The 21,599-nt window shown below is 62.2% G+C and carries 21 protein-coding genes; 15 read left to right on the top strand and 6 right to left on the bottom strand.

All coding sequences use genetic code 11. The annotated features are described in order from the left end of the window. Positions 1 to 17 precede the first annotated feature (17 nt). The 4 genes from AC5J09_RS08460 to AC5J09_RS08445 all read right to left on the bottom strand — a co-directional run bounded on the left by AC5J09_RS08460 (position 18) and on the right by AC5J09_RS08445 (position 6,065). Positions 18 to 917, bottom strand: coding sequence for a LysR substrate-binding domain-containing protein (locus tag AC5J09_RS08460; RefSeq protein WP_198516614.1), 900 nt, complete (start codon positions 915 to 917; stop codon positions 18 to 20). A 327-nt stretch (positions 918 to 1,244) separates the two neighbouring features. Further along, entirely contained in the window at positions 1,245 to 3,578 is a 2,334-nt protein-coding gene (gene xdhB / locus AC5J09_RS08455) for a xanthine dehydrogenase molybdopterin binding subunit (protein ID WP_494297399.1), read from the bottom strand. A 195-nt stretch (positions 3,579 to 3,773) separates the two neighbouring features. Beyond that, complete coding sequence (gene xdhA / locus AC5J09_RS08450; RefSeq protein WP_275599258.1) at positions 3,774 to 5,261, bottom strand: xanthine dehydrogenase small subunit; 1,488 nt, start codon at positions 5,259 to 5,261, stop codon at positions 3,774 to 3,776. 27 nt (positions 5,262 to 5,288) lie between these two features. Then, positions 5,289 to 6,065, bottom strand: a complete 777-nt coding sequence (locus AC5J09_RS08445; protein ID WP_494297398.1) for a 3-hydroxybutyrate dehydrogenase — start codon at positions 6,063 to 6,065, stop codon at positions 5,289 to 5,291. A 297-nt stretch (positions 6,066 to 6,362) separates the two neighbouring features. Here AC5J09_RS08445 and glpK point away from each other — a divergent pair, with 297 nt between their 5' ends. The 10 genes from glpK to bacA all read left to right on the top strand — a co-directional run bounded on the left by glpK (position 6,363) and on the right by bacA (position 14,948). After that, a complete protein-coding gene (glpK, locus tag AC5J09_RS08440) occupies positions 6,363 to 7,856 on the top strand; it encodes a glycerol kinase GlpK (RefSeq protein WP_275599256.1) in 1,494 nt (497 codons plus the stop codon). Between the two features lie 212 nt (positions 7,857 to 8,068). After that, positions 8,069 to 8,392, top strand: a complete 324-nt coding sequence (locus AC5J09_RS08435; RefSeq protein WP_275599255.1) for an ArsR/SmtB family transcription factor — start codon at positions 8,069 to 8,071, stop codon at positions 8,390 to 8,392. Next, entirely contained in the window at positions 8,389 to 8,820 is a 432-nt protein-coding gene (locus AC5J09_RS08430) for an SRPBCC family protein (protein ID WP_018098334.1), read from the top strand. Before AC5J09_RS08435 ends, AC5J09_RS08430 begins: the two co-directional genes overlap by 4 nt. A 58-nt stretch (positions 8,821 to 8,878) precedes the next feature. Further along, complete coding sequence (locus AC5J09_RS08425) at positions 8,879 to 9,100, top strand: hypothetical protein (protein ID WP_275599254.1); 222 nt, start codon at positions 8,879 to 8,881, stop codon at positions 9,098 to 9,100. 10 nt (positions 9,101 to 9,110) lie between these two features. Beyond that, the gene (locus AC5J09_RS08420; RefSeq protein ID WP_494297397.1) at positions 9,111 to 9,578 is read left to right on the top strand and encodes a DUF1801 domain-containing protein; all 468 of its coding nucleotides are present in this window, start codon (positions 9,111 to 9,113) and stop codon (positions 9,576 to 9,578) included. 62 nt (positions 9,579 to 9,640) lie between these two features. Next, complete coding sequence (locus AC5J09_RS08415; protein WP_494297396.1) at positions 9,641 to 10,072, top strand: DUF1801 domain-containing protein; 432 nt, start codon at positions 9,641 to 9,643, stop codon at positions 10,070 to 10,072. A gap of 173 nt (positions 10,073 to 10,245) precedes the next feature. Further along, positions 10,246 to 11,289, top strand: coding sequence for an LLM class flavin-dependent oxidoreductase (locus tag AC5J09_RS08410; protein ID WP_494297395.1), 1,044 nt, complete (start codon positions 10,246 to 10,248; stop codon positions 11,287 to 11,289). Positions 11,290 to 11,361: 72 nt separating this feature from the next. Beyond that, positions 11,362 to 12,111, top strand: a complete 750-nt coding sequence (map, locus tag AC5J09_RS08405; protein ID WP_102762492.1) for a type I methionyl aminopeptidase — start codon at positions 11,362 to 11,364, stop codon at positions 12,109 to 12,111. Positions 12,112 to 12,264: 153 nt separating this feature from the next. Continuing rightward, positions 12,265 to 13,533: an MFS transporter gene (locus AC5J09_RS08400; protein WP_494297394.1), complete on the top strand. Its 1,269-nt coding sequence runs from the start codon at positions 12,265 to 12,267 to the stop codon at positions 13,531 to 13,533. 152 nt (positions 13,534 to 13,685) lie between these two features. After that, entirely contained in the window at positions 13,686 to 14,948 is a 1,263-nt protein-coding gene (gene bacA / locus AC5J09_RS08395; RefSeq protein WP_324764620.1) for a bacteroid development protein BacA, read from the top strand. Between the two features lie 8 nt (positions 14,949 to 14,956). Here the strand turns inward: bacA and AC5J09_RS08390 are convergent, their stop codons facing one another. Next, positions 14,957 to 15,961: a polysaccharide deacetylase family protein gene (locus AC5J09_RS08390; RefSeq protein WP_494297393.1), complete on the bottom strand. Its 1,005-nt coding sequence runs from the start codon at positions 15,959 to 15,961 to the stop codon at positions 14,957 to 14,959. A gap of 160 nt (positions 15,962 to 16,121) precedes the next feature. On the opposite strand from AC5J09_RS08390, the gene AC5J09_RS08385 reads away from it, so the two are divergent. The 5 genes from AC5J09_RS08385 to AC5J09_RS08365 all read left to right on the top strand — a co-directional run bounded on the left by AC5J09_RS08385 (position 16,122) and on the right by AC5J09_RS08365 (position 20,006). Then, positions 16,122 to 16,706, top strand: a complete 585-nt coding sequence (locus AC5J09_RS08385) for an NnrU family protein (RefSeq protein ID WP_100670116.1) — start codon at positions 16,122 to 16,124, stop codon at positions 16,704 to 16,706. An 86-nt stretch (positions 16,707 to 16,792) separates the two neighbouring features. Next, a complete protein-coding gene (locus AC5J09_RS08380) occupies positions 16,793 to 17,461 on the top strand; it encodes a tetratricopeptide repeat protein (RefSeq protein WP_100670117.1) in 669 nt (222 codons plus the stop codon). A 46-nt stretch (positions 17,462 to 17,507) separates the two neighbouring features. Next, positions 17,508 to 17,759, top strand: coding sequence for a hypothetical protein (locus AC5J09_RS08375; protein WP_494297392.1), 252 nt, complete (start codon positions 17,508 to 17,510; stop codon positions 17,757 to 17,759). A gap of 36 nt (positions 17,760 to 17,795) precedes the next feature. Beyond that, positions 17,796 to 19,226 carry a ribosome biogenesis GTPase Der gene (der, locus tag AC5J09_RS08370; RefSeq protein WP_275599247.1) on the top strand — a complete coding sequence of 477 codons (1,431 nt, stop codon included), beginning with the start codon at positions 17,796 to 17,798 and terminating at the stop codon, positions 19,224 to 19,226. 324 nt (positions 19,227 to 19,550) lie between these two features. Then, positions 19,551 to 20,006: an RrF2 family transcriptional regulator gene (locus AC5J09_RS08365; RefSeq protein ID WP_033047739.1), complete on the top strand. Its 456-nt coding sequence runs from the start codon at positions 19,551 to 19,553 to the stop codon at positions 20,004 to 20,006. Positions 20,007 to 20,078: 72 nt separating this feature from the next. Here AC5J09_RS08365 and AC5J09_RS08360 read toward each other — a convergent pair whose 3' ends face one another. Beyond that, positions 20,079 to 21,275, bottom strand: coding sequence for an SfnB family sulfur acquisition oxidoreductase (locus AC5J09_RS08360; RefSeq protein ID WP_494297391.1), 1,197 nt, complete (start codon positions 21,273 to 21,275; stop codon positions 20,079 to 20,081). Positions 21,276 to 21,599 lie beyond the last annotated feature (324 nt).

The following is a 21,599-nucleotide window of genomic DNA, read 5'->3' as shown; positions in this document are numbered from 1 at the left end:
CAATCCACTCTGCAGGTTCAGGCGCCGCAATCCTGATTGAATTCTGAAAGAATCCAGTCGCGAAAATTGCGGATCTTCGGGACATTGCGTCGAGCATGCGGATAGACCAGCCAATAGTCGTGGCCATCGCTGCCGCGCAAATCGAAGGGTTGATAAAGCCGACCGAGCGCGACGTCATCGGTATAGAATTGAGGAGTGAGGATCGCAACGCCTTGCCCGGCGATCGCGGCGCCTGCTTCGAAGGACTGGGCGCCGAGCCGTGTCGGAACCCGACCGTCGAGGTCCGCGTCGTGGACGCCGGCAGCGCGAAACCACTGCGGCCACCAGCGGTCCTGAGGGTCGATGATGCGCAGCTTCAGGAGGTCGCGCGGTTCATTCACGCCGCCGATCGTCGCGGCGAGCGCGGGACTGAGCATCGGCGTAAATTCTACTTTCATCAGTCGATGGCTGACGAGACCCGGCCAAACGCCCAACCCGGACCGGATTGCCACGTCCACTGCCTCTTTGCTGAAGTCGATCATCGCATCATTCGCCGACAGCCGAACGGCCATGTTCGGCTGGGCGAGTTGGAAGGTGCCGATATGGCGGGCGAGCCATTGCGAGGCGAAGGTCGCAGTCGAACTGATGAGCAGGGCGGACGCTGCATCGCCGCGCGCGGAGGCGACCGCCTCCTGCATCAGTTCGAAGGCTTCCGTCACCTTCGGCGCCAGGCGTTGGCCGACTTCGGTCAGTGCGATCTGGCGGGGCCGCCTCAGGAACAGCGGCTCGCCGACGCTCTCTTCGATGAGTTTGATCTGGTAGCTGACGGCCGTCTGGGTCATGCCGAGTTCGTTGCCGGCTTTGGTGAAGCTGCCGAGCCGGGCGGCGGCTTCGAAGACCCTCAGCGCATTCAGCGGGAACTGCTTCGACATCTTCATGGATAAGGTCTCTTGATGCATACAGACGGATGTTCGATTGGAATTCGAGCATCTTTCCCGGCATCCTGCAAGTCAACTTCACCGCTTGCAAAGGGTGCTCAGATGTCTTGCGATACATTGGAATATACTGAAAGAAAACCGCTCCTCTCGTTGAACGGGGCGATGCGGCTTGCCGCATCAGCCCTGCGGCGGGTGCGAGGGCGCAGCGCGCGGCTCGATCTGGAATCGACATCCGATTACATGAAGAGAGATTTGGGCTTCATGGATGGTCGCGAACCGCGGCCGGACGATGAAATCCTGCGATAGGGGGAATATCCTCGAGGCGGTTCAGGTCCCTCTAAGCCGCTCCACCGCCATCAGGACACGCTCGGGCGTTGCCGGCGTATCGAGCCGGGGGCACTCGCGATAGTCGGCGACGCTGGCGACGGCCATCGACAGGGCCTCGACCACCGAGATCGGCAGCATGAGGGGCGGCTCTCCCACGGCCTTCGACCTGCCGATCGTCTTTTCCGCGTTTTCCGACCATTCGGCGAGGCGCACGTTGAAGATCTTCGGCCGATCCGAGGCAAGGGGTATCTTGTAGGTCGAGGGCGCATGCGTCCTCAGCCGTCCCTTCTCGTCCCACCAGAGCTCTTCCGTCGTGAGCCAGCCCATCCCCTGGACGAAGCCGCCCTCGATCTGGCCGAGATCGATCGCCGGATTGAGTGAACGGCCCACGTCATGCAGCACGTCGACGCGATCGACCATGTATTCGCCTGTCAGCGTATCGATTGAGACCTCGGAAACGGCCGCGCCATAGGCAAAGTAGTAGAAGGGTGTGCCGCGGCCGGCGGCCCTGTCCCAGTGGATGCCAGGCGTCGCATAGAAGCCGGCGGCGGAGAGCTGGACACGTGCACCGTAGGCCTCCTGCACGAACTGTGCAAACGGCACGAGCTCGTCACCGATCCTGACATGATTGGCGATGAAGCTGACGTTTTCGGCCGTCGTCTGCCAGCGCTCGGCCGCAAAGGCGACGAGCCGCTCCTTGATCTGACGCGCCGCATCGAAGGCAGCCATGCCGTTGAGGTCGGAGCCGGAGGAGGCGGCGGTCGCAGACGTATTCGGCACCTTGCCGGTCGTCGTCGCGGTTATTTTCACCCGGTCGATGTCTATCTGGAAACTGTCTGCAAGCACCTGCGCCACTTTCGTATAGACGCCCTGGCCCATTTCGGTGCCGCCGTGGTTCAGGTGGACCGAGCCGTCCGTGTAGATGTGGACGAGGGCGCCGGCCTGGTTCAGATGGGTGAGGGTGAAGGAGATGCCGAATTTCACCGGCGTCAATGCAATCCCCTTGCGGATCACGCGGCTCGTTCTGTTGAACTCGATGATTGCCGCCCGGCGCGCCTGATAGTCGGCGCTCGCTTCCAGCTCATCGACGATCCGGCCGATGATGTTGTCTTCGATCTTCTGGTGATAGGGCGTGACGTTGCGGCCGGAATGCGCGTCGCCATAGAAGTTCAGTTTGCGGATTTCGAGCGGGTCCTTCCCGAGGGCGTAAGCGATCTCCTCGACAATCCGCTCGCCGCCGAGCATGCCCTGCGGCCCGCCGAAGCCGCGAAAGGCAGTGTTGGAGACCGTGTTGGTCTTAAGCGGTTGCGAGGTGAGCTTCACATGCGGATAGAAGTAGGCGTTGTCCGCATGGAAAAGGGCGCGGTCGGTGACCGGGCCGGAGAGATCGGCGGAGAAGCCGCATCGCGCGGCATAATTCGCCTGGACCGCCTGGATGCGTCCCTCCTCGTCGAAGCCGACATCGTAATCGACCAGAAAATCGTGCCGCTTGCCGGTGGCGGTCATGTCGTCGTCCCGGTCCGGGCGGAACTTGACGGCGCGGCGAAGCTTACGCGCGGCGACGGCAGCGAGTGCCGCAAACTGGTTGCCCTGCGTCTCCTTGCCGCCGAAGCCGCCGCCCATGCGGCGGACATTCACCGTGACGGCGTTGGATGGAACGCCAAGCACTTGCGCGACCATACGCTGGACTTCGCTCGGATGCTGCGTCGACACCCAGACTGTCATTTCGTCATCCTCGCCGGGAATAGCGAGGGCGATATGGCCTTCCAGATAGAAGTGCTCCTGGCCACCGATTCGCATGTGCCCCTGGATGCGGCGGGGCGCGCGCTCCAGCTCGCCTTCGGCGTCGCCGCGCTCGAGTGTCAGCGGGGGGGTCACCAGTTCGCCGCCGGTTGCCACGGCATCGATGACATCGATCGCCGGCAGGAAGTCACGATAGGTGATCCTGGCGAGCCGCGCGGCGCGACGGGCGATGTCGCGCGTTTCGGCGATGACCGCGAAGGCCGGCTGGCCATGGAACTCCACCCGCCCGTCGGCTAGCACCGGCTCGTCGTGCAGATGGGTGGGGCTGATGTCGTTGGAATGCGGCATGTCCCTGGCGGTGATCACGCAAACGACGCCGGGCACCGCCGCGACGTCGGAGAGGTCCATCTCCAGGATTTCCGCATGCGCCCGGTCCGTGAGGCCGAGCGCGCCATGCAGCGTGCCGGCGGGTTCCGGCATGTCGTCGATATAATCGGCGGTGCCCGCCACATGCTTGTGGGCGCTATCGTGACGGAGCGGTGAGTGCATCGGGCCGGTGATGGTGCGGACTTCGAGGGTGGACTTATCCATGCCGCGAGCTCCCATGCATGGAGAGGCCCCTCATCCGGCCTGCCGGCCACCTTCTCACCGTTTTGACGGGGAGAAGGGACGTTGCCGCGCCGCCCTCGTCCGCTCTCCCCGCCAGTGGGGAGAGAATTAGGGTGGGCAGCCATTCCCAACAACCGGTGAGGGGCAATTTCGACTCGCCGATATTGCGACGGGTACTCATGCCACCTCCTCGAACCGCTGAAGCTGCACCGTTTCCCCCATGCTCTCGAGGAAAAAGCGCATCAGCAGGTTTTTCGCCGCCAACATGCGATAGGCGCCGGTGGCGCGCCAATCGGTGATCGGCTGGTAATCGGTCTCGAAGGCGGCTTGCGCCTTGCGGATCGTCTCCTCGTTCCATGGCTGACTGACAAGGGCGGCTTCGACGGTTTTCGCCCGCTTCGGCGTTGCCGCCATGCCACCGAAGGCTATTCGTGCGGCTTTCACCCGCTCGCCGTCGAACGAGATACGGAAGGCGCCGAGTAGGGCGGAAATATCTTCGTCGCGGCGCTTCGAGATCTTGTAGGCGGCAAAACGCTCGTCCGCGGGCAGAGCCGGGACGAAGAGGCTCTCGACGAATTCTCCGGGCCTGCGATCCTGCTTGCCATAGGCGATGAAGAAATCCTCGAGCGGAAGCGTGCGCCGACCGTCCTTCGAGCGCAGGGTAACCGTCGCGCCGAGAACGATCAGGGGCGGCGGGCTGTCGCCGATCGGCGAGCCGTTGGCGATATTGCCGCCGATCGTGCCCATGTTGCGCACCTGGTCGCCGCCGATGCGGTCGAGCAGCCGGCCGAAGGACGGATAGGCTGAGGAAAGGGCCTCGTGCGCCGCCGTATAGCTTACGCCTGCACCGATCGTCAGGCCTGCTTTCGAGCTTTCGACCCGCTGCAGTTCGGCGATGCCGTTGATGAAGACCACCGGATTGAGGGTGCGCATCTGCTTCGTCACCCAGAGCCCGACATCGGTGCAGCCGGCGACGATCGTCGCGCTCGGATGATCCGAGAGAACGCCTGCAAGATCCGCGGCATCCACGGGTACGATCAGACAGTCCGCGCCGCTGCGGACGACGATCCTCTCCGTTTGCCCCAGCGCCTGGAGGCGCGCCGTAACCGCTTCCCGCGTGCGGGTGATCGGGTCGAAGAGAACGGCCGGGCGCTCCGCCGCCGCGGCTTCCGCCGCGCGCACGATCGGTTCGTAGCCGGTACAGCGACAGAGATTGCCCTGCAGCGCCTTTTCTATCGCCCCGCGGCTTGGTTTTTCAGTGGTAAGCCAGAGCCCGTAAAGCGACATCACGATCCCCGGAGTGCAGAAGCCGCATTGGGAACCGTGAAAATCCACCAGTGCCTGCTGCACCGGATGAAGCGTGCCGTCTGCGGCGGCCAGGTGCTCGACCGTCACCACATGCGTGGCATTCAGCGATCCTGTGAAGCGGATGCAGGCGTTGACGCTTTCATAGACGAGGTTTTCGGCTCCGCTGCCATCCCTGGAAAGCCGGCCGATGAGCACCGTACAGGCGCCGCAATCGCCCTCCGCGCAGCCTTCCTTGGTGCCGGTGAGGCGCCGCTCCAGCCTCAGAAAATCGAGCAGCGTCGCTGTCGGCGCCACGTCGGAAAGGGCGATCTCGGTGTCGTTCAGGATGAAGCGGATGCTGTCGGATGCCTGTGCCATGCCACTTCCTTGTCCCTCAGCCGTCGATTATTGCGCCGTCCAGCCGCCATCCATCGAGACATGCGTGCCGGTGATCTGGGCGGCATCGTCGCTTACAAGATAAAGCGCCAGGGAGGCAACCTGTTCGACGGTGATGAACTTTTTCGTCGGCTGTCCCTTGAGCATCACCTCGTTGATCACCTGCTCCTCGGTGATGCCGCGCGTTCTCGCCTGATCCGGTATCTGCTTTTCGACGAGCGGCGTCAGAACGTAGCCGGGGCAGATCGAGTTCACACTGATGCCGTTCTCCGCCACCTCCAGCGCCACGGTCTTCGTCAACCCCATGATACCATGCTTGGCGGCGACATAGGCGGACTTGAAGGGGGAGGCCACGAGCCCGTGTGCGGACGCGATATTGATGATCCGGCCCCAGCCTTTTGTCTTCATCGGCGGAATGGCGGCGCGAATAGTGTGAAAAGAGGAGGAGAGGTTGACGGCGATGATCCGGTCCCATTGCTCGACTGGAAAATCCTCGATCTTTTCGACGAACTGCACGCCGGCATTGTTGACGAGGATATCGGCGCCGCCGAAGCGATCGGCAACAGTCGCCATCATGTCGGCAATTTCGGAGGGCTTGGTCATGTCGGCCGGGTGATGAAGCACCGTACCGGAACTCAGGCTTGCGACTTCGTCCGTGACGGTCCGGATCTCGTCCGGCGCACCGAAGCCGTTCAGGACGATATTGGCGCCGGTCTTTGCCAGGGTCCGGGCGATCGCCAATCCGATGCCGCTCGTGGAACCCGTTATCACCGCAGTTCTGGTCATTCCCGCTCTCTCCGTCCTGATGCCGCACAGGTTATTGCGACGCAACAGCATCAGCCTACGCGCAAATGCGCGGCAGTGACAATTGTGTTTTTCCGCCCCGCAAAGCAGAGTCCCTGTCCCCGGGAGCACTTGGCAAAAGTTGCGTTTTGTTTTCGTTTGACATTCGTTTTTCTATCGTATTGAAGTCTTTCGAATGTCGCCCTCGAGGAAGGGCGAGGGGGCGGTATAAGGAAAGCGTATGCGGGCTTCCGCTCGCATTCCGGTCGGCCTTTTCAATCGCGTGCCGAGGAGGGGCATATGGGCGGATTTATTCTCGCGATCGATCAGGGCACGACGTCGACGCGCGCGATCGTTTTCGACGGCAACCAGAAAATCGCAGGCGTCGGGCAGAAAGAGTTCAAGCAGCACTTTCCGAAATCGGGCTGGGTGGAGCACGACCCGGAGGAGATCTGGCAGACGGTCGTCAGCACGGTCAAGGAAGCGATCCAGAAGGCCGGCATCACCGCGAACGATATTGCCGCGATCGGCATCACCAATCAGCGGGAGACTGTGGTCGTCTGGGATCGCGAGACCGGCAAGCCGATACACAATGCCATCGTGTGGCAGGATCGCCGTACTGCCGCCTTCTGCGACAAGCTCAAGAAGAAGGGACTGGAAAAGACCTTCGTCAAGAAGACCGGCCTGCTGCTCGATCCCTATTTTTCGGGAACGAAGCTCAACTGGCTGCTTTCCAATGTCAAGGGCGCGCAGGCGCGCGCCGCCAGGGGCGAACTCTGCTTCGGCACCATCGACACCTTCCTGATCTGGCGGCTGACGGGCGGCAAGTGCTTCTGCACCGACGCGACGAATGCCTCGCGTACCCTCTTATACAATATCGCCGAGAATGCCTGGGACGAGGAGCTCACCGACATTCTGCGCGTGCCGAAGGAGATGCTGCCCGAAGTGAAGGACTGCGCGGCCGACTTCGGCGTCACGGAGCCCTCCCTCTTCGGCGCCGCGATCCCGATCCTCGGCGTTGCCGGCGACCAGCAGGCGGCAACGATCGGTCAGGCCTGTTTCAAGCCGGGCATGCTGAAATCGACTTATGGTACGGGCTGCTTCGCCTTGCTCAACACCGGCAAGGACATGGTCCGCTCGAAGAACCGTCTCCTGACCACCATTGCCTACCGCCTCGACGGCGAAACGACCTACGCGCTCGAAGGCTCGATCTTCGTGGCCGGTGCTGCGGTCCAGTGGCTGCGCGACGGGCTCAAGGTGATCAAGGCGGCCCCCGATACGGGCTCGCTTGCCGAAAGCGCCGATCCCTCGCAGGAGGTCTATCTCGTGCCGGCCTTCACCGGCCTCGGAGCGCCCCATTGGGATCCGGATGCGCGGGGCGCGATCTTCGGCATGACGCGCAATACCGGCCCGGCAGAGTTCGCGCGGGCGGCACTCGAGGCGGTCTGCTACCAGACCCGCGACCTGCTGGAGGCCATGCACAAGGATTGGCGCCGCAACGGCAATGATACGGTCCTGCGCGTCGATGGCGGCATGGTCGCCTCCGACTGGACGATGCAGCGCCTTTCGGATCTGCTCGACGCTCCGGTCGACCGCCCGGTCATTCTCGAAACCACGGCGCTTGGCGTCGCCTGGCTTGCGGGCAGCCGCGCCGGCGTCTGGCCGAACCAGGAAGCGTTCGCCAAGTCCTGGGCCCGCGACCGCCGTTTCGAACCGGATATGGACGAGGCCACGCGCAAGGTGAAGCTCAAGGGCTGGCGCAGCGCGGTCAAGCGGACGTTGATTGCGGCTTGAATAGGCCGCTGTCTGTCTACGATGCGAAGGCGGCACCCCCTCTGCCCGGCAGGGCAGGGGGGTAGGATATCGATAACATTCAACGCATCGCTATCAGGGTATTGCTTCCAGTGCTCCGCGGTAAGCTGGGTAAAGTCTCGAACGAACGCCTTGACTCATCCATAGCTCATTGGCTATAGATTAACCCATAGCCAACCGGGTATATATCCCAGATGTCCGACGCGCACGACATGCTCTTCAAAACGCTTGCCGATCCCACGCGGCGGGCTCTCTTCGAGCGGCTGTGCCGGGAAGGGGAGAGGACGGTCGGGGCTCTGACGGCTCGCGCCGGTGTCTCGCAGCCGGTCGTCTCCAAACACCTCGGCGTCCTGAAGCAGGCTGGATTGGTGCGCGACCGCCACGAAGGCCGCCACACCTTTTATAGCGCGCAACTCGGTGCGCTCGCTCCGCTGGTCGATTGGACGCGTGAGATGGCCGGTTTCTGGCAGAGCCGCTTCGACGATCTCGAAGACCTACTGAAAAGGATGGACCAATGAACGAAACGTCGAGCGAAACACGTTCCGTCGTCGTCGAGCGGGAGATCGCTCATCCGCCGGAGAAGATCTGGCGCGCGCTCACCCAACCACACCTGATGGAGGAGTGGCTGATGAAGAACGACTTCAGTCCTGTCGTCGGGCACCGTTTCAACCTGCGCGGCGAGTGGGGTGGCGTGCTGGACTGCGAGGTCCTCGTCGTGGAGCCGAACAAAAGGCTGAGCTACGCCTGGAATTTCGCTCATGAGGATCCGGCCTACGACTTGAAGAGCGTGGTGACCTTCACCCTCGTCCCGACAAGCACGGGAACCCAGCTGCGCATGGAGCAGGTTGGATTCCGGCCGGATCAGCGACAGGCCTATGGCGGCGCCAGGGCCGGGTGGCAGCAGTTCTTCGAAAATCTGGAGCGCGTTCTCGCGGGTATGAACTGAAACCCGACCGTCGGGCCGATCGGGGCTCGCTCGCTTCATGTCAATGGGAGATCATTCAATGGATTGGAACGCCTGGATACGTCAGATCCACCGGTGGTTGTCTATCGTCTTCACGGTAACCGTCATCGCCAACTTCGCGGCCATGGGATTGGGAGAACCTCCTGCATGGGTGGTCTATTCCCCGCTGCTGCCGCTCTTCCTGCTGCTGTTCACCGGCCTCTATATGTTCGTGCTACCCTATGCCGCGAGGAGGCGCAGCGGCCGGCCCGCGGCGCAATGAGGTGAAGACGATGGTCGGCAAGACGCCCGGGAAGAGCAGGAATGTTGCGAAGAAGGCCGCCGCCGAGCCGGCCTCGGGACGGCCGACCCTGCTTTCGGGCGGCAACCCCCAGATCGCGAAGGGCTATGGCGATGCTCCCGTGCAGGCCTACATCGCGGCGATGCCGGGCTGGAAGAGCGATGTCGGGCGGCGCCTCGATGCTCTGATTGTTGAGGCCGTTCCCGGCGTGCACAAGGCGGTCAAGTGGAACTCGCCTTTCTACGGTGTCGAGGATAATGTCTGGTTTCTCAGCTTCCACTGCTTCACCAAATACATCAAGGTGACGTTCTTCCGCGGCACTGCGCTCGATCCTGTGCCGCCCGGCAAGTCCAAATATCCGGAAGTACGCTACCTCGATGTTTACGAGGGGCAACTCGACGAAGCTCAATTCTCCGCCTGGGTAAGGCAAGCCAGCCGATTGCCCGGCGAACGTATGTGAGCCACAACGACTATCAGGCCGGCGAACGTATGTAACCCACAACCATCAGGAAAGTGACGGCCATGGAGAACAGGACGAGCGGTTCGAACGAAGCGTCTCCCTCCAAACTGATAGATGCGAAAATCGATGCTCTTGACGATTGGCGCGGTGAGACGCTCGCCAGGATCCGGAAACTCATCCAGCAGGCCGACCCGGATGTGATCGAGGAAGTAAAGTGGAGAGGGGTCCCCGTGTGGGAACACGCCGGGATAATCTGCACCGGCGAAGTCTACAAGGCGGTTGTGAAGACAACCTTTGCCAAAGGTGCCTCGCTGGAAGACCCTTCGGGCCTTTTCAACTCCAGCCTGGAAGGCAATACGCGGCGCGCGATCGATTTCCGTCAGGGCGAGAAGATCGATGAAGAGGCGTTCATCGCGCTCGTTCGTGCCGCGGTGGCGCTGAACATATCAGTACGCACAGGCGCCCGTTCGCAGAAGAAGCCGAAGAGCGCCTGACCCCAGCGGACATCAGCGGGAAACAGTGCGTTTCCCAAAGGCGCATTTGCGACCTGGTCCTGCGCCGATTATCTCTAGCCTCACGCTAGATCCAATAAGTTGAGGCGCGGAATGCGGGCGGGGAGCCTCACGCACTTTTCCTCATCGCGCGCAGACCTCGCAGGAAGTCAGTCATGGAACTCGGACTCTATACATTCGCCGATGTCGATCCGAATGCAGCCGACAAGGGAGCCGAGGGGCGCCGGCGTCTGGCCGATCTCCTGGAGGAGATCGAGCTTGCCGACCAGGTGGGCCTCGACGTTTTCGGCCTCGGCGAGCATCACCGGCCCGACTATGCGGCGTCGGCACCGGCGGTGATCCTCGCGGCGGCTGCCGCACGCACCAGCCGCATCCGGCTGACGAGCGCGGTCACGGTGTTGAGCTCCGACGATCCCGTCCGCGTCTTCCAGCAATTCGCCACCCTCGACCTCCTATCGAACGGACGCGCCGAGATCATGGCCGGACGTGGCTCCTTCATCGAATCATTCCCGCTCTTCGGCCAGTCGCTGGACGATTACGACCAGCTTTTCGCCGAAAAGCTCGATCTCCTTTTGGCGCTGCGCGATCGTGAAAGGGTCACCTGGTCGGGTGCGCTGAGATCTCCGATCAACGATCGGGGCGTTTATCCGCGCCCGCTGCAGGACCCGCTGCCGCTCTGGATTGCGGTCGGCGGCACGCCGCAGTCGGTTGCGCGTGCCGGTGCGCTCGGCGTGCCGATGGCGCTTGCGATCATCGGCGGCGAACCGGCGCGGTTTGCGCCGCTCTTCCAGCTCTACCGCGAAGCTGCGCGCCGTTCGGGGCAGGATCCGTCGAAGCTGAAGACGAGCATCAACGTCCACGGCTTCATCGCCGATAACACGCAAGAAGCTGCAGATCAGTTCTATGGGCCGCAGGCCGAGGTGATGAACCGCATCGGACGCGAACGCGGCTGGGGGCCGACCAGCCGAGCCCATTTCGATCAGGCGATCGGCCCGACGGGCAATCTCTTCCTCGGCGATCCGGAAACCGTTGCCAGGAAGATCGTTGCGCATCGGAAGCTCTTCGAAAACGATCGCTTCCTGCTGCAGATGGCGATCGGCCCGATGCCGCATGACCGGATCCTGCACGGCATCGAACTTTACGGCACCAAGGTCGCGCCTCTGGTACGCGAGATGCTGGCGGAGGAGCGCGCTTCCTAAGCCGGCCGCTTCCGTCGGCACTGGCATATGCGGCGGCGTAGCGCTAAATGTGGCCGCGAAAGCGAGACATCCATGACCCTCAACAACGACGAAGACCTCGAAAGGCTGAAGGAAATCGGCCGGATTTGCGCCAATGCGCTACAGGCGATGGGCGAGGCGCTGGAACCCGGCATTACCACGGCCGAGCTCGACGCGATCGGCCGCAAGGTGCTGGAGGAGGCAGGCGCCCGTTCGGCACCCGAGCTTTGCTACGATTTCCCCGGCGCGACCTGCATCAGCGTCAACGAGGAGATCGCCCACGGCATACCCGGCCTCCGGGTGATCCAGCCGGGCGATCTCGTCAATATCGACGTTTCCGCCGAAAAGGGCGGGCTCTTCGCCGATACGGGGGCGTCCTTTCCCGTGCCGCCGGTCAAGACCGAGATCGACCGGCTCTGCCGCGACGGCAAGCGGGCGATGTGGGTGGGTTTGAAACAGGTCAAGCCAGGCCAGTCGCTTGCCGCGATCGGCAATTCGATCGGCGAGTTCGCGCGCAAGAACCGCTACTCCCTCGTCGCCAATCTGGCGAGCCACGGCATCGGCCGGTCGCTGCACGAGGAACCGAGCGAAATTGCAACCTGGCCGGACCCGTCCGAGCGGCGGCGGATGACCGAGGGTATGGTCTTCACGGTTGAACCCTTCCTGTCGATGGGCGCGCAATGGGCTGAAGGAGGCAACGACGACTGGACCCTCTACAGCGAACCTCGCGCACCGACTGTACAATATGAGCACACGGTGGTCGTCACCCGCAGCGGGCCGCTGGTCGTGACGCTGCCGGGCTAGGCAACTTAGGATGGCTCACCCCCTCTGCCCGGGCAGGGCAGAGGGGGTATCACACCCGCTCCCGCTTTTCTCAGCGCAGATCATTCGATTCCATCAATGGACCGTTCAATTATAATGATTTGCCGCTCTCTTGCTGCGATGCAATAAGGGGGCATGAGCACTCTCCAGAGACGGCAGGACCGTAACGAACCGGCGCCCAAGCACTCGACAGAGCCGAGCGGCTTCGAGTCCGCCGGCAGCGGCTCGAGCGGAAGTCTCGCAGCGACCGCGATCGCCGGTGCGGTCGCCATGGCGGTGGCCATGGGCTTCGGCCGGTTCTCGTATACGCCCATCCTGCCGGCGATGATGATCGACACCGGCCTTTCTCCTGCTGATGCAGGCGTGGTCGCCTCGGCGAATTTCATCGGATATCTCGCAGGCGCGGTGCTTGCCGGCTATGGCTGGGCGCACGGCCGCGAGCGCGGGGTCGGTCTCGCGGCTCTCGTCGCGACGACCGTGCTGCTTGCCGCCATGGGACTTACATCCTCGGTGCTCGCCTATTCCATCATCCGCTTTCTTGCGGGTCTGGCGAGCGCCTTTGCGATGATCTTCATCTCGGGGATAGTGCTGGGGCAGGGGCTCGCCGCCAGATCCGAGCACGTGCCTTCGGTGCATTTCGGCGGCGTCGGTTTCGGCATCGCGCTTTCCTCCGTCGTGGTCTGGATCGCGCCGCTCGCAGGCGTCGCGGACCTTTCGAAGTCGCAGGCCGACTGGTTCGCGGGCGGTCTGGTCGCGCTGGCGGGAACGGTTCTGGTGGCCGCGATGCTGCCGGCGAGCCGTCACGCCGCCATCGGCGGTCCACCGGAGGCGCGGCTCGTCCGATCTCGGCCGCTCATGACGATGACGCTGACCTACGGCCTCTTCGGGTTCGGCTACGTGATCACTGCCACGTTCCTCGTCGCCATGGCCCGCGACGCGAGCGGCGGCCACAGCATCGAGTTTCTTTCCTGGCTGATCACCGGAGTGAGCGCCGCCCTGTCGGTTTATCTCTGGCGCTTCGCCGTGCCGCGTCTCGGATTGGCCGGGGTCTATGCGGCCGGATTGCTGGTAGAGGCGGCAGGCCTCATTCTCACGGTTTCGTTGCCTTCCCCCTTTGCGCCGCTCGTCGGCGGGCTGATGCTGGGCGCCACCTTCATGATGGTCACGGCCTATGGACTGCAGATCGGACGACAACTCGCCCCCGAAAGTCCGCGCCGGGCCCTCGCCTTCATGACCGCTGCCTTCGGGGTCGGCCAGATCGTCGGGCCGCTGGTCGCCGGCTGGCTCGCCGAGCGCACCGGAAGCTACGCTTTGCCGACCCTGGTCGCCGCCGTCGTTCTCATGATCTGCGGGATCGTCGTGCTCGCCGAATTGCGCCGGATAAGTGAAGCCCTGGCACGATGACGGGTCCTCACTAAGCCGGGCAGGCAGCGTCGGCAGCCACATGAAATAACAGTAACATTCGCATTCCGTAATTGTTGCGCAATGTGATTTGCCCTAGTTTCGGCGCATCAGGAGGCAAGTCCTTGACCTCCCCGAAACGAGAGTGCCGTCCCTTGTTCCAATCCTTCTTTCCCAAGCCGAAGCTGTTTTTCATATCTTCCGCCGTCTGGAGCCTTCTTGCCGTTCTCGTATGGTATGGCGGCGGACGGGATATCGGCGCCTATCTCGGTTTGCCGCAGCTGCCGCCCGGCCAGGAGCCTATCATCGGGGTGTCCGTCTTCTGGTCGACGCCCTTTCTTTGGTTCTACATCTATTATGCGGTGGTCGTAGGGATATTTGCCGCGTTCTGGTTCGTTTACAGCCCGCATCGGTGGCAGTATTGGTCCGTTCTCGGCACGGCGCTGATCATCTTCAACACCTACTTTTCGGTTCAGGTCAGTGTCGCCTTCAATGCCTGGTACGGCCCGTTCTATGATATGATCCAGCAGGCGCTCGCGCGAACGGCACCGGTCACTGCCGAACAACTCTACATTGGAATGATCGGCGTCTCAGGCATTGCCTTTCTGGCGGTGACCGTAGGCGTGCTGAACCTCTTCTTCGTCAGCCATTACATCTTTCGCTGGCGTACCGCGATGAACGAATACTATGTCTCGCACTGGCCGAGGCTGCGCCAAGTCGAAGGCGCATCGCAGCGTGTACAGGAAGACACGATGCGATTTTCCAGCACGATGGAAAGGCTGGGCGTCGGCCTGGTGAGCTCAGTTATGACCTTGATCGCCTTTCTCCCGGTTCTCTTCAGGTTTTCCGAGCAGGTAAACGTGCTGCCGGTCGTCGGAGAAATACCGCATGCGCTCGTCTGGGCCGCCGTCTCCTGGTCGCTGTTTGGAACGGTCTTCCTCGCCGTGGTGGGTATCAAGCTTCCGGGCCTCGAATTTCGCAATCAGCGCGTCGAAGCGGCATACCGGAAGGAACTCGTCTATGGCGAGGATCATGAGGACCGCGCCGACCCGATAACGCTCGCGCAGCTTTTCGACAATGTCAGGCGCAACTATTTCCGCCTCTACTTCCATTATATGTACTTCAATATCGCGCGCATTTTCTACCTGCAGGCCGACAACATATTCGGCACGCTCGTGCTGATACCTGCGATCGTGGCGGGAAAACTCACGCTCGGCGTTATGAATCAGGTGTTGAACGTTTTTGGGCAGGTTCGGGAGTCCTTCCAATACCTGGTCGGCTCCTGGACGACCATCGTCGAGCTCCTGTCGATCTACAAACGTCTTAAAGCCTTCGAGTCGGTGTTGGTCGACGAGCCGCTGCCGGAGATCGACCGGCAGTTCATCGACGCTGGCGGTAAGGAAGAGCTGGCTCTGTAGCGGCGGCATCAGAAGGCGGAGCGATCCGCCTTCTTTCTTGCAGCCTCGATCATCGGCAACGCCTCGGCATAGCTGACGCAGGCGACGTCCGGCTTGTTGCAGGTCTCCGAGAGAAAGCGATCGAGCGCCCGCCAATAGGCGCCGCCGTTCATCTCGACGAAGTGGAAGCCGAGCTGAAGAGGGATCCGCTCGCCTTCATATTCTTTACGGAAGGCATTGCGGAACGCCGCAAGCGTCCGCTCCTCGAAGCGGACGCTGTCCTTTCTGTTCTCGACTCCCATCGAATGGCGGACGAAGAGATTGTAGTCCATGCCGATGACCGGCCGGTGCGAAGGGCCTTCGGGAATGAGCGGCAGGCCGAAGCGCGGCAGACCGTCGGCGAAGCTGGGCCAGCCGGGGCCTTTGGTGACGAGGCTCGCATCATAGCTGAAACCGAACGCCTCGAGTGCAGGCACCAGGCCGTCGCTGAGTGACAGATAGGGGGCGCGAAAGCCCTTTATGCCGTTCTTCGCGAAATCGGCCCAGCCTTCCGGCTCGGCTTCCGGCTTGCCGGCCCTCTTCCAGGCTTCGGCGAGCGCCGCGCGGAACGCTGAAAACTCCCGCTCCCAATCGGCCTTGCTCCATCCTTTGCCGTCGAAATGGCCGCAGGCGTGGCTGCCGAGGTCGTGACCATCGCGATGCGCCTGCCAGATATGGCCGACGCGGATCGCGATCTCTTCGCGGCTCTGTGCGAAGCCGACATTCGAGCGTCCCTGCTTCTGTCCGGGCGCCCGGTAGATCTGCTTCCCGTCGGCCTTCGTCATCAGGAAGGTGCAGGAGAGGAAATAGGTGAAATGCGCGCCCGTTCGCCTTGCCATGCCAAGGCTTTTCTCCCAAAGCGCATTGTCGTGCGCGCCGTCGAAGGAGATGACGACGAGCTGTTTGCCGTCCGGCGACGGGGGTGCCGGCGGCGGATCGGCGAGGGCGAGAGCGGGAAAAAGAGCGAGTGATAAAGCCAGGAAAATACGAATCATGTTTCAACTGTGACGTTTGGTTTCGTCGCAGTTGTCCGGAAATTGCGGCAATCCTTTGATTGGGCTGGAAAACAGGCGCTATCGAAGGTAGTGCGTAGTCAGGTGGATCGGCAAAGCGCGGCGCTGTAGCGGTCCGACATTCTCGAACAAGCGGTGACCCATGGCCATACTCGTTCTCGGCATCATCATATTTCTCGGCATGCACCTCGTCCGCGTGGTTGCGCCCGGCTTTCGTGCCGGCATTATCGAAAGCCGCGGCAAGGGCACTTGGATGGGGCTCTATACGATCGTCAGCCTCGTCGGCCTCTGTCTGATCATCTACGGTTTTGGTCAGGCGCGCGGCGAAACGGGCATACTCTACGATCCGCCGATATTCCTGCGCCATATCGCCCTTCTGTTGATGCTCGTCGCCTTCATCGTGCTTGCCGCCGGCTTCCTGCCGGCTGGCCGCATCGCCGTCGCGCTCAAGCATCCGCAGGTCCTCTCGATCAAGATATGGGCGCTGGCGCACCTCCTTGCGAATGGCGAGACGTCCTCGGTTCTGCTTTTCGGTTCCTTTCTCGCCTGGGCGGTGATCCTGCGCATCTCGTTGAAACGGCGCGAGCGCGCCGGTGAGAAGGTGCTTCCCGTGTTTAAATCGACGCGCAACGACGTATTGGCGGTTCTTATCGGCCTCGTCGCCTTTGTGCTCTTCGTCTGGAAGCTGCATGAACTTCTGATAGGCGTTCAGCCGGTCGTTCTCTAAATGTCGATCTCCCCCTTACATCAGGCGTAAAATCGGGTAGAACGCGCCAACTTCTTCACATCAGGGCCGGGCGGCCGGGACGGGACATGGTAAACCAGGACGACAGCTTTATCCGCGAGGTCAATGACGAACTCCGTTCGGACCAGATGAAGGCCGTCTGGACGCGCTTCGGCGGTATCATCATCGGGATTGCCGTTCTGATCGTGCTCGGCACCGTCGGCAAGGTCGGATACGATTATTGGCAGGAGGCCTCCTCGTCGCAATCGGGCGACACCTTCCTCGCGGCGCTCAACCTTGCCCGGGAGAACAAGTCGGACGAGGCGCTCGCCGCTCTGACCGAGCTCGAAAAGGACGGTTACGGATCCTATCCGGTTCTGGCGCAGTTGCGCGTTGCGACGCTGCAGGCGCAAAAGGGTGAAACGGATGCGGCAGTCGCGGCGTTCTCCGAAATCGGCAGGGATACGCGTATTCCGGCCGCGCTTCGCGATGCGGCGCGGCTGCGTGCGGCCTATCTGCTTATCGACGCAGGAACCTACGAGCAGGTGTCCTCCGAGGTCGAGCAACTGGCCGTTCCGCAGAACGCCATGCGTCATTCGGCGCGCGAGGCGCTCGGCCTTTCGGCCTACAAGGCCGGTGACTATACCAAGGCGAAGAGCTGGTTCCAGCAGATCGTCGACGATGCGCAAAGCCCGCGCGGCATCATGAATCGGGCGCAGATGCTGCTGGATGTGATCGCGTCGACAGGCAAGGCCTGACGCAGGCATGTCGCCCAAAAGTGCGTAGCGGTTTTGGGGTAACGACATGCGCAAGAAAAGCATGTCGCCCAAAAGTGCGCAGCGGTTTTGGGATAACGACATGCACAAGAAAAGCATGTCGCCCAAAAGTGCGCAGCGGTTTTGGGGTGACGACATGCACAAGAAAAGCATGTCGCCCAAAAGTGCGCAGCGGTTTTGGGGTGACGACATGCACAAGAAAAGCATGTCGCCCAAAAGTGCGCAGCGGTTTTGGGATAACGACATGCACAAAAACAGAAACTTAAAGCGCGTCGCGTGACCACTGACCGCGAGGCGCTTTAGCACGGATGTCAAGATGACCTTCACCGTCGCCATTATCGGGCGCCCCAATGTCGGCAAGTCCACCTTGTTCAACCGCCTGGTTGGCAAGAAGCTGGCGCTCGTCGACGATACGCCGGGGGTTACCCGCGACCGGCGTCCGGGCGACGCGAAGCTGGTCGACCTCAAGTTCCGCATCATCGATACGGCCGGTCTCGAGGAATCGTCACCAGACAGCCTCCAGGGGCGGATGTGGGCGCAGACGGAGGCGGCTATCGACGAGGCGGATCTCTCGCTCTTCGTCGTCGATGCCAAGGCCGGCCTGACACCGGCAGATCAAACGCTCGGCGAGATGCTGCGCCGCCGGGGCAAGCCCGTCGTCGTCGTCGCCAACAAGTCCGAGGCCCGCGGCTCCGAAGGCGGATTCTACGACGCCTTCACGCTCGGCCTCGGCGAACCCTGCCCGATCTCGGCTGAACACGGCCAGGGCATGCTCGACCTGCGTGACGCGATCGTCGCCGCACTCGGCGAGGAGAGGGCGTTCCCGCCGGCGGAAGACGTTGCCGAGACGAATGTGGATATCCGCCCCGTTGCCGGTGAAGGTACCGAGGACGAGGAGGTCGAGCCCGCCTATGACGAGACCAAGCCGCTTAGGGTGGCGATCGTGGGCCGGCCGAATGCCGGAAAATCGACTCTGATCAACCGGTTCCTTGGCGAAGACCGGCTGCTGACGGGGCCGGAGGCGGGCATTACCCGCGACTCCATTTCTGTCGAATGGGACTGGCGCGGCCGCACCATAAAGATGTTCGATACGGCCGGCATGCGCCGCAAGGCGAAGGTTCAGGAGAAGCTCGAAAAGCTTTCGGTTGCGGATGCGCTGCGGGCGATCCGCTTCGCCGAGACCGTCGTCATCGTCTTCGACGCCACGATCCCTTTCGAGAAGCAGGACCTGCAGATCGTCGATCTGGTGCTGCGCGAGGGGCGTGCAGCCGTGCTTGCCTTCAACAAATGGGATCTGGTCGAGAACTGGCAGGCACTGCTTGTAGATTTGCGCGAAAAGACCGAGCGGCTGTTGCCGCAGGCGCGCGGCATCCGTGCAGTGCCGATTTCCGGGCACACCGGCTACGGCCTCGACCGGCTGATGCAGGCCATCATCGAAACGGACAAGGTCTGGAACCGGCGCATCTCCACGGCGCGCCTCAACCGGTGGCTGGAAACGCAGCAGGTGCAGCATCCCCCGCCGGCCGTCTCGGGCCGCCGCCTCAAGCTCAAATACATGACGCAGGTCAAGGCGCGGCCACCGGGTTTCATGATTTCCTGTACACGTCCCGAGGCGGTGCCGGAGTCCTACACCCGCTACCTCATCAACGGCTTGCGAAACGACTTCGACCTGCCGGGCGTGCCGATCCGCGTGCATTTCCGCGCGTCCGAGAATCCCTTCGAGTCGAAGGCGCGCAAAAGGCGCTGAGAGCTCCGGCGGCAGCAAACGAACTCACGATTCGTTTCGCACTGCGGCGCTTTTTGATGCCATCTACCGCGCTAATAGAGTAAATCTATGTAGCAGGTGAATTGATTTCCTTGCCGCCAAATTAGGCTTGATCTATAACTGAATCCTAGGATGCCGAAGTTGGCGAGCCGTGGCAGATTGGCTCGGCAGGCTGGGAAACGGCACTTGGCTCTGCGAGAATTGGACGATCCGCGTCGTCGGGATCGATGTGTCTGGGGCGCGGTCGCGGATGAAGATCGCGTTCTTTTCTCGTTTGCCGCGATCCGTCTCGAAAGCGATGTTCTCATGCTGACAAAAAAAGGAAAGTACGGTTTGAAGGCGATGGTCGATCTTGCCCAGCTTCAGCCGGGCGAAACGGCTTTCATCACGGAAATCGCCGTTCGCAACAACTTGCCGAAGAAGTTTCTCGACACGATCATGCTCGAACTCAGGAATGCCGGCTTTCTTCGCTCGAAGAAAGGCCCCGGCGGCGGCTACGCGCTGGCGCGGCCCGCATCCGAGATCCGCGTCGGTCAGGTGATCCGCACGCTTGACGGGCCGCTGGCGCCGATCCGTTGTGCGAGCCGCACCGCCTATGAAGTCTGCGATGACTGTTCGGATCCGGAAACCTGTCACGTGCGCCGTTCGATGATCGTCGTGCGCGATGCCGTGGCCGACATTCTCGACAACATGACGCTCGCGCAATTCGCAGCAAGCGAGAGAGAGGCCGCCGTAGCGCCGCTTCTCAGCGAAGCGGGCTGAGCGCGGAGGGTGCGGTCCCCCCGCGGCAGACTTAGGTGTACGTCCGTTCCTCATCAATGCGAGCGTTCATCCTCACAGTGACCCGCTGCGCGGCTTTACGCCCTTGAGGTGGTAGTTGCCGACAAGGTGATGTTTCCAGCGCACCGGGTCCTGCAGCGTGTGAGCGCGGGCGTTGCGCCAATAGCGGTCGAGATTGAGCGCAACTTTCGCAGAGGCGGAGCCGGCGAGATCGAAAAGCGCATTGGCTGCCTCCAGCGCGGCCGCGGCGGCAAGGACCTTGGCGGCGGTAACCGAGAGGCTGGCTTCGACCGCGTGTTCCTCGGTCGGATCGACCTGAGCGGTATCGACCTTGCGACCGGCATGCTCGATGAGCGCGGTGGCGGCCTCGATGCGTATTGCGACTTCGCCGACCCTTGCGATCGTCAAAGCATCCTCCGATGCCCGCTCCAGCACATCGCTCTTGGCTGCTGCCGCGTTTCGGACGAGATCGAGGGTCTCTCGGAACGCCGCCCGCGCGATACCGAGATCGACGCCGGCATGGATGATCTCGCCGACGGAACCGATCGTGTTCGGTCGCTCGAAGCCGCGGTGATGCGGCACGACAGAACCGAGATCCACATGAACGTCCTCAAGGACCACGGTGCCGCTGCCGGTGACGCGCTGCCCGAAACTGTCCCAGTCGTCGATGATCCGGACGCCGTCCGTCGCGCGCGGAACGAACGACATGGTCATGCGGTCGGCGGGATCGAGCGCGGAGATGGCGAGCCAGTCGGCGAAGAGAGCGCCCGTGGAATTTTGCTTCCGGCCGTTGATCCGGTAGCCGGCGCCATTCCCGGTGATCCGGGCTTTTTCGTCGCCGCTTTCCGAAAGTGCGCTGCCGAAGCGGTCGCCTGCCATGGCGCGCCCGAAGAAGAACCGTTTCTGTTCTTCGGTGGCATGCTGACGCAGCGCCTCGAGGACGTAAAAGTGGCCTTGCGGGATCTGACCAATGGAGCTGTCGGCCTCCGCCAGGATCGCCGTTATCTCGGCAAGCACGACGTTGGAGACGTCGATGCCCTCGTATTCCGATGGAATGCTGATCGCCAGCAGTCCCGATTGGGCCAACTGGTCGAGTTCGTCGTGAGGAAGGACGCGCTCCAGGTCGCGCTCGATGGCGCGGTCGGAGAACCGGAGTGCCAGCTCCCTTGCAATCGCCAGGGCCTCTTCCTCGCTCTCGATGCGGTGCGGCGTCGGCTTGGTCTTTCCGGCGAATTGCGAGATGTTCCCCATCCTTGTCCCTCCGTGGAGCATTGCCGCCGCCCTTTAGTATGGAGCAGGCGCTATTTTCTTCCAGTCCCTCCCGGAGGCGGTCGCGCAGGTGGACGCCCGGTAAGGGAATCGCTTTGGAAAATGAAAATTTCCCCGTAAGATCAATGGGTTGTGCGTGACGACGGCGCGTTGTTGCGGTTACCTTTAGAAAAATAGCTTGCCGTGGGGTGCATTTGCAATAGAATACAAAAATTATAGACTACTTCCGAAAAGGATGACCGTCAGGCCGAAACGCTGCTGCATGTTTCTTACGTCGGAGCCGATTTGAGGGTACAACATGCAAGA

The sequence above is a fragment of the Sinorhizobium sp. genome (assembly GCF_059070375.1).
Note: the sequence above shows the minus strand (reverse complement) of the source record. Positions and strands in the feature narration are given on the sequence as shown.

Excerpts from the sequence above, each read along its gene's own strand:
- AC5J09_RS08445 (WP_494297398.1), bottom strand. The coding sequence starts at position 6,065 with ATGACCAGAACTGCGGTGATAACGGGTTCCACGAGCGGCATCGGATTG.
- AC5J09_RS08380 (WP_100670117.1), top strand. The coding sequence starts at position 16,793 with ATGGTAAACCAGGACGACAGCTTTATCCGCGAGGTCAATGACGAACTC.
- AC5J09_RS08425 (WP_275599254.1), top strand. The coding sequence starts at position 8,879 with ATGGATTGGAACGCCTGGATACGTCAGATCCACCGGTGGTTGTCTATC.
- map (WP_102762492.1), top strand. The coding sequence starts at position 11,362 with ATGACCCTCAACAACGACGAAGACCTCGAAAGGCTGAAGGAAATCGGC.
- der (WP_275599247.1), top strand. The coding sequence starts at position 17,796 with ATGACCTTCACCGTCGCCATTATCGGGCGCCCCAATGTCGGCAAGTCC.
- glpK (WP_275599256.1), top strand. The coding sequence starts at position 6,363 with ATGGGCGGATTTATTCTCGCGATCGATCAGGGCACGACGTCGACGCGC.
- AC5J09_RS08460 (WP_198516614.1), bottom strand. The coding sequence starts at position 917 with ATGAAGATGTCGAAGCAGTTCCCGCTGAATGCGCTGAGGGTCTTCGAA.
- AC5J09_RS08410 (WP_494297395.1), top strand. The coding sequence starts at position 10,246 with ATGGAACTCGGACTCTATACATTCGCCGATGTCGATCCGAATGCAGCC.
- AC5J09_RS08375 (WP_494297392.1), top strand. The coding sequence starts at position 17,508 with ATGCGCAAGAAAAGCATGTCGCCCAAAAGTGCGCAGCGGTTTTGGGAT.
- xdhA (WP_275599258.1), bottom strand. The coding sequence starts at position 5,261 with ATGGCACAGGCATCCGACAGCATCCGCTTCATCCTGAACGACACCGAG.
- AC5J09_RS08400 (WP_494297394.1), top strand. The coding sequence starts at position 12,265 with ATGAGCACTCTCCAGAGACGGCAGGACCGTAACGAACCGGCGCCCAAG.
- AC5J09_RS08390 (WP_494297393.1), bottom strand. The coding sequence starts at position 15,961 with ATGATTCGTATTTTCCTGGCTTTATCACTCGCTCTTTTTCCCGCTCTC.
- xdhB (WP_494297399.1), bottom strand. The coding sequence starts at position 3,578 with ATGGATAAGTCCACCCTCGAAGTCCGCACCATCACCGGCCCGATGCAC.
- AC5J09_RS08365 (WP_033047739.1), top strand. The coding sequence starts at position 19,551 with ATGCTGACAAAAAAAGGAAAGTACGGTTTGAAGGCGATGGTCGATCTT.
- AC5J09_RS08435 (WP_275599255.1), top strand. The coding sequence starts at position 8,069 with ATGTCCGACGCGCACGACATGCTCTTCAAAACGCTTGCCGATCCCACG.
- AC5J09_RS08420 (WP_494297397.1), top strand. The coding sequence starts at position 9,111 with ATGGTCGGCAAGACGCCCGGGAAGAGCAGGAATGTTGCGAAGAAGGCC.
- AC5J09_RS08360 (WP_494297391.1), bottom strand. The coding sequence starts at position 21,275 with ATGGGGAACATCTCGCAATTCGCCGGAAAGACCAAGCCGACGCCGCAC.
- AC5J09_RS08385 (WP_100670116.1), top strand. The coding sequence starts at position 16,122 with ATGGCCATACTCGTTCTCGGCATCATCATATTTCTCGGCATGCACCTC.
- AC5J09_RS08415 (WP_494297396.1), top strand. The coding sequence starts at position 9,641 with ATGGAGAACAGGACGAGCGGTTCGAACGAAGCGTCTCCCTCCAAACTG.
- AC5J09_RS08430 (WP_018098334.1), top strand. The coding sequence starts at position 8,389 with ATGAACGAAACGTCGAGCGAAACACGTTCCGTCGTCGTCGAGCGGGAG.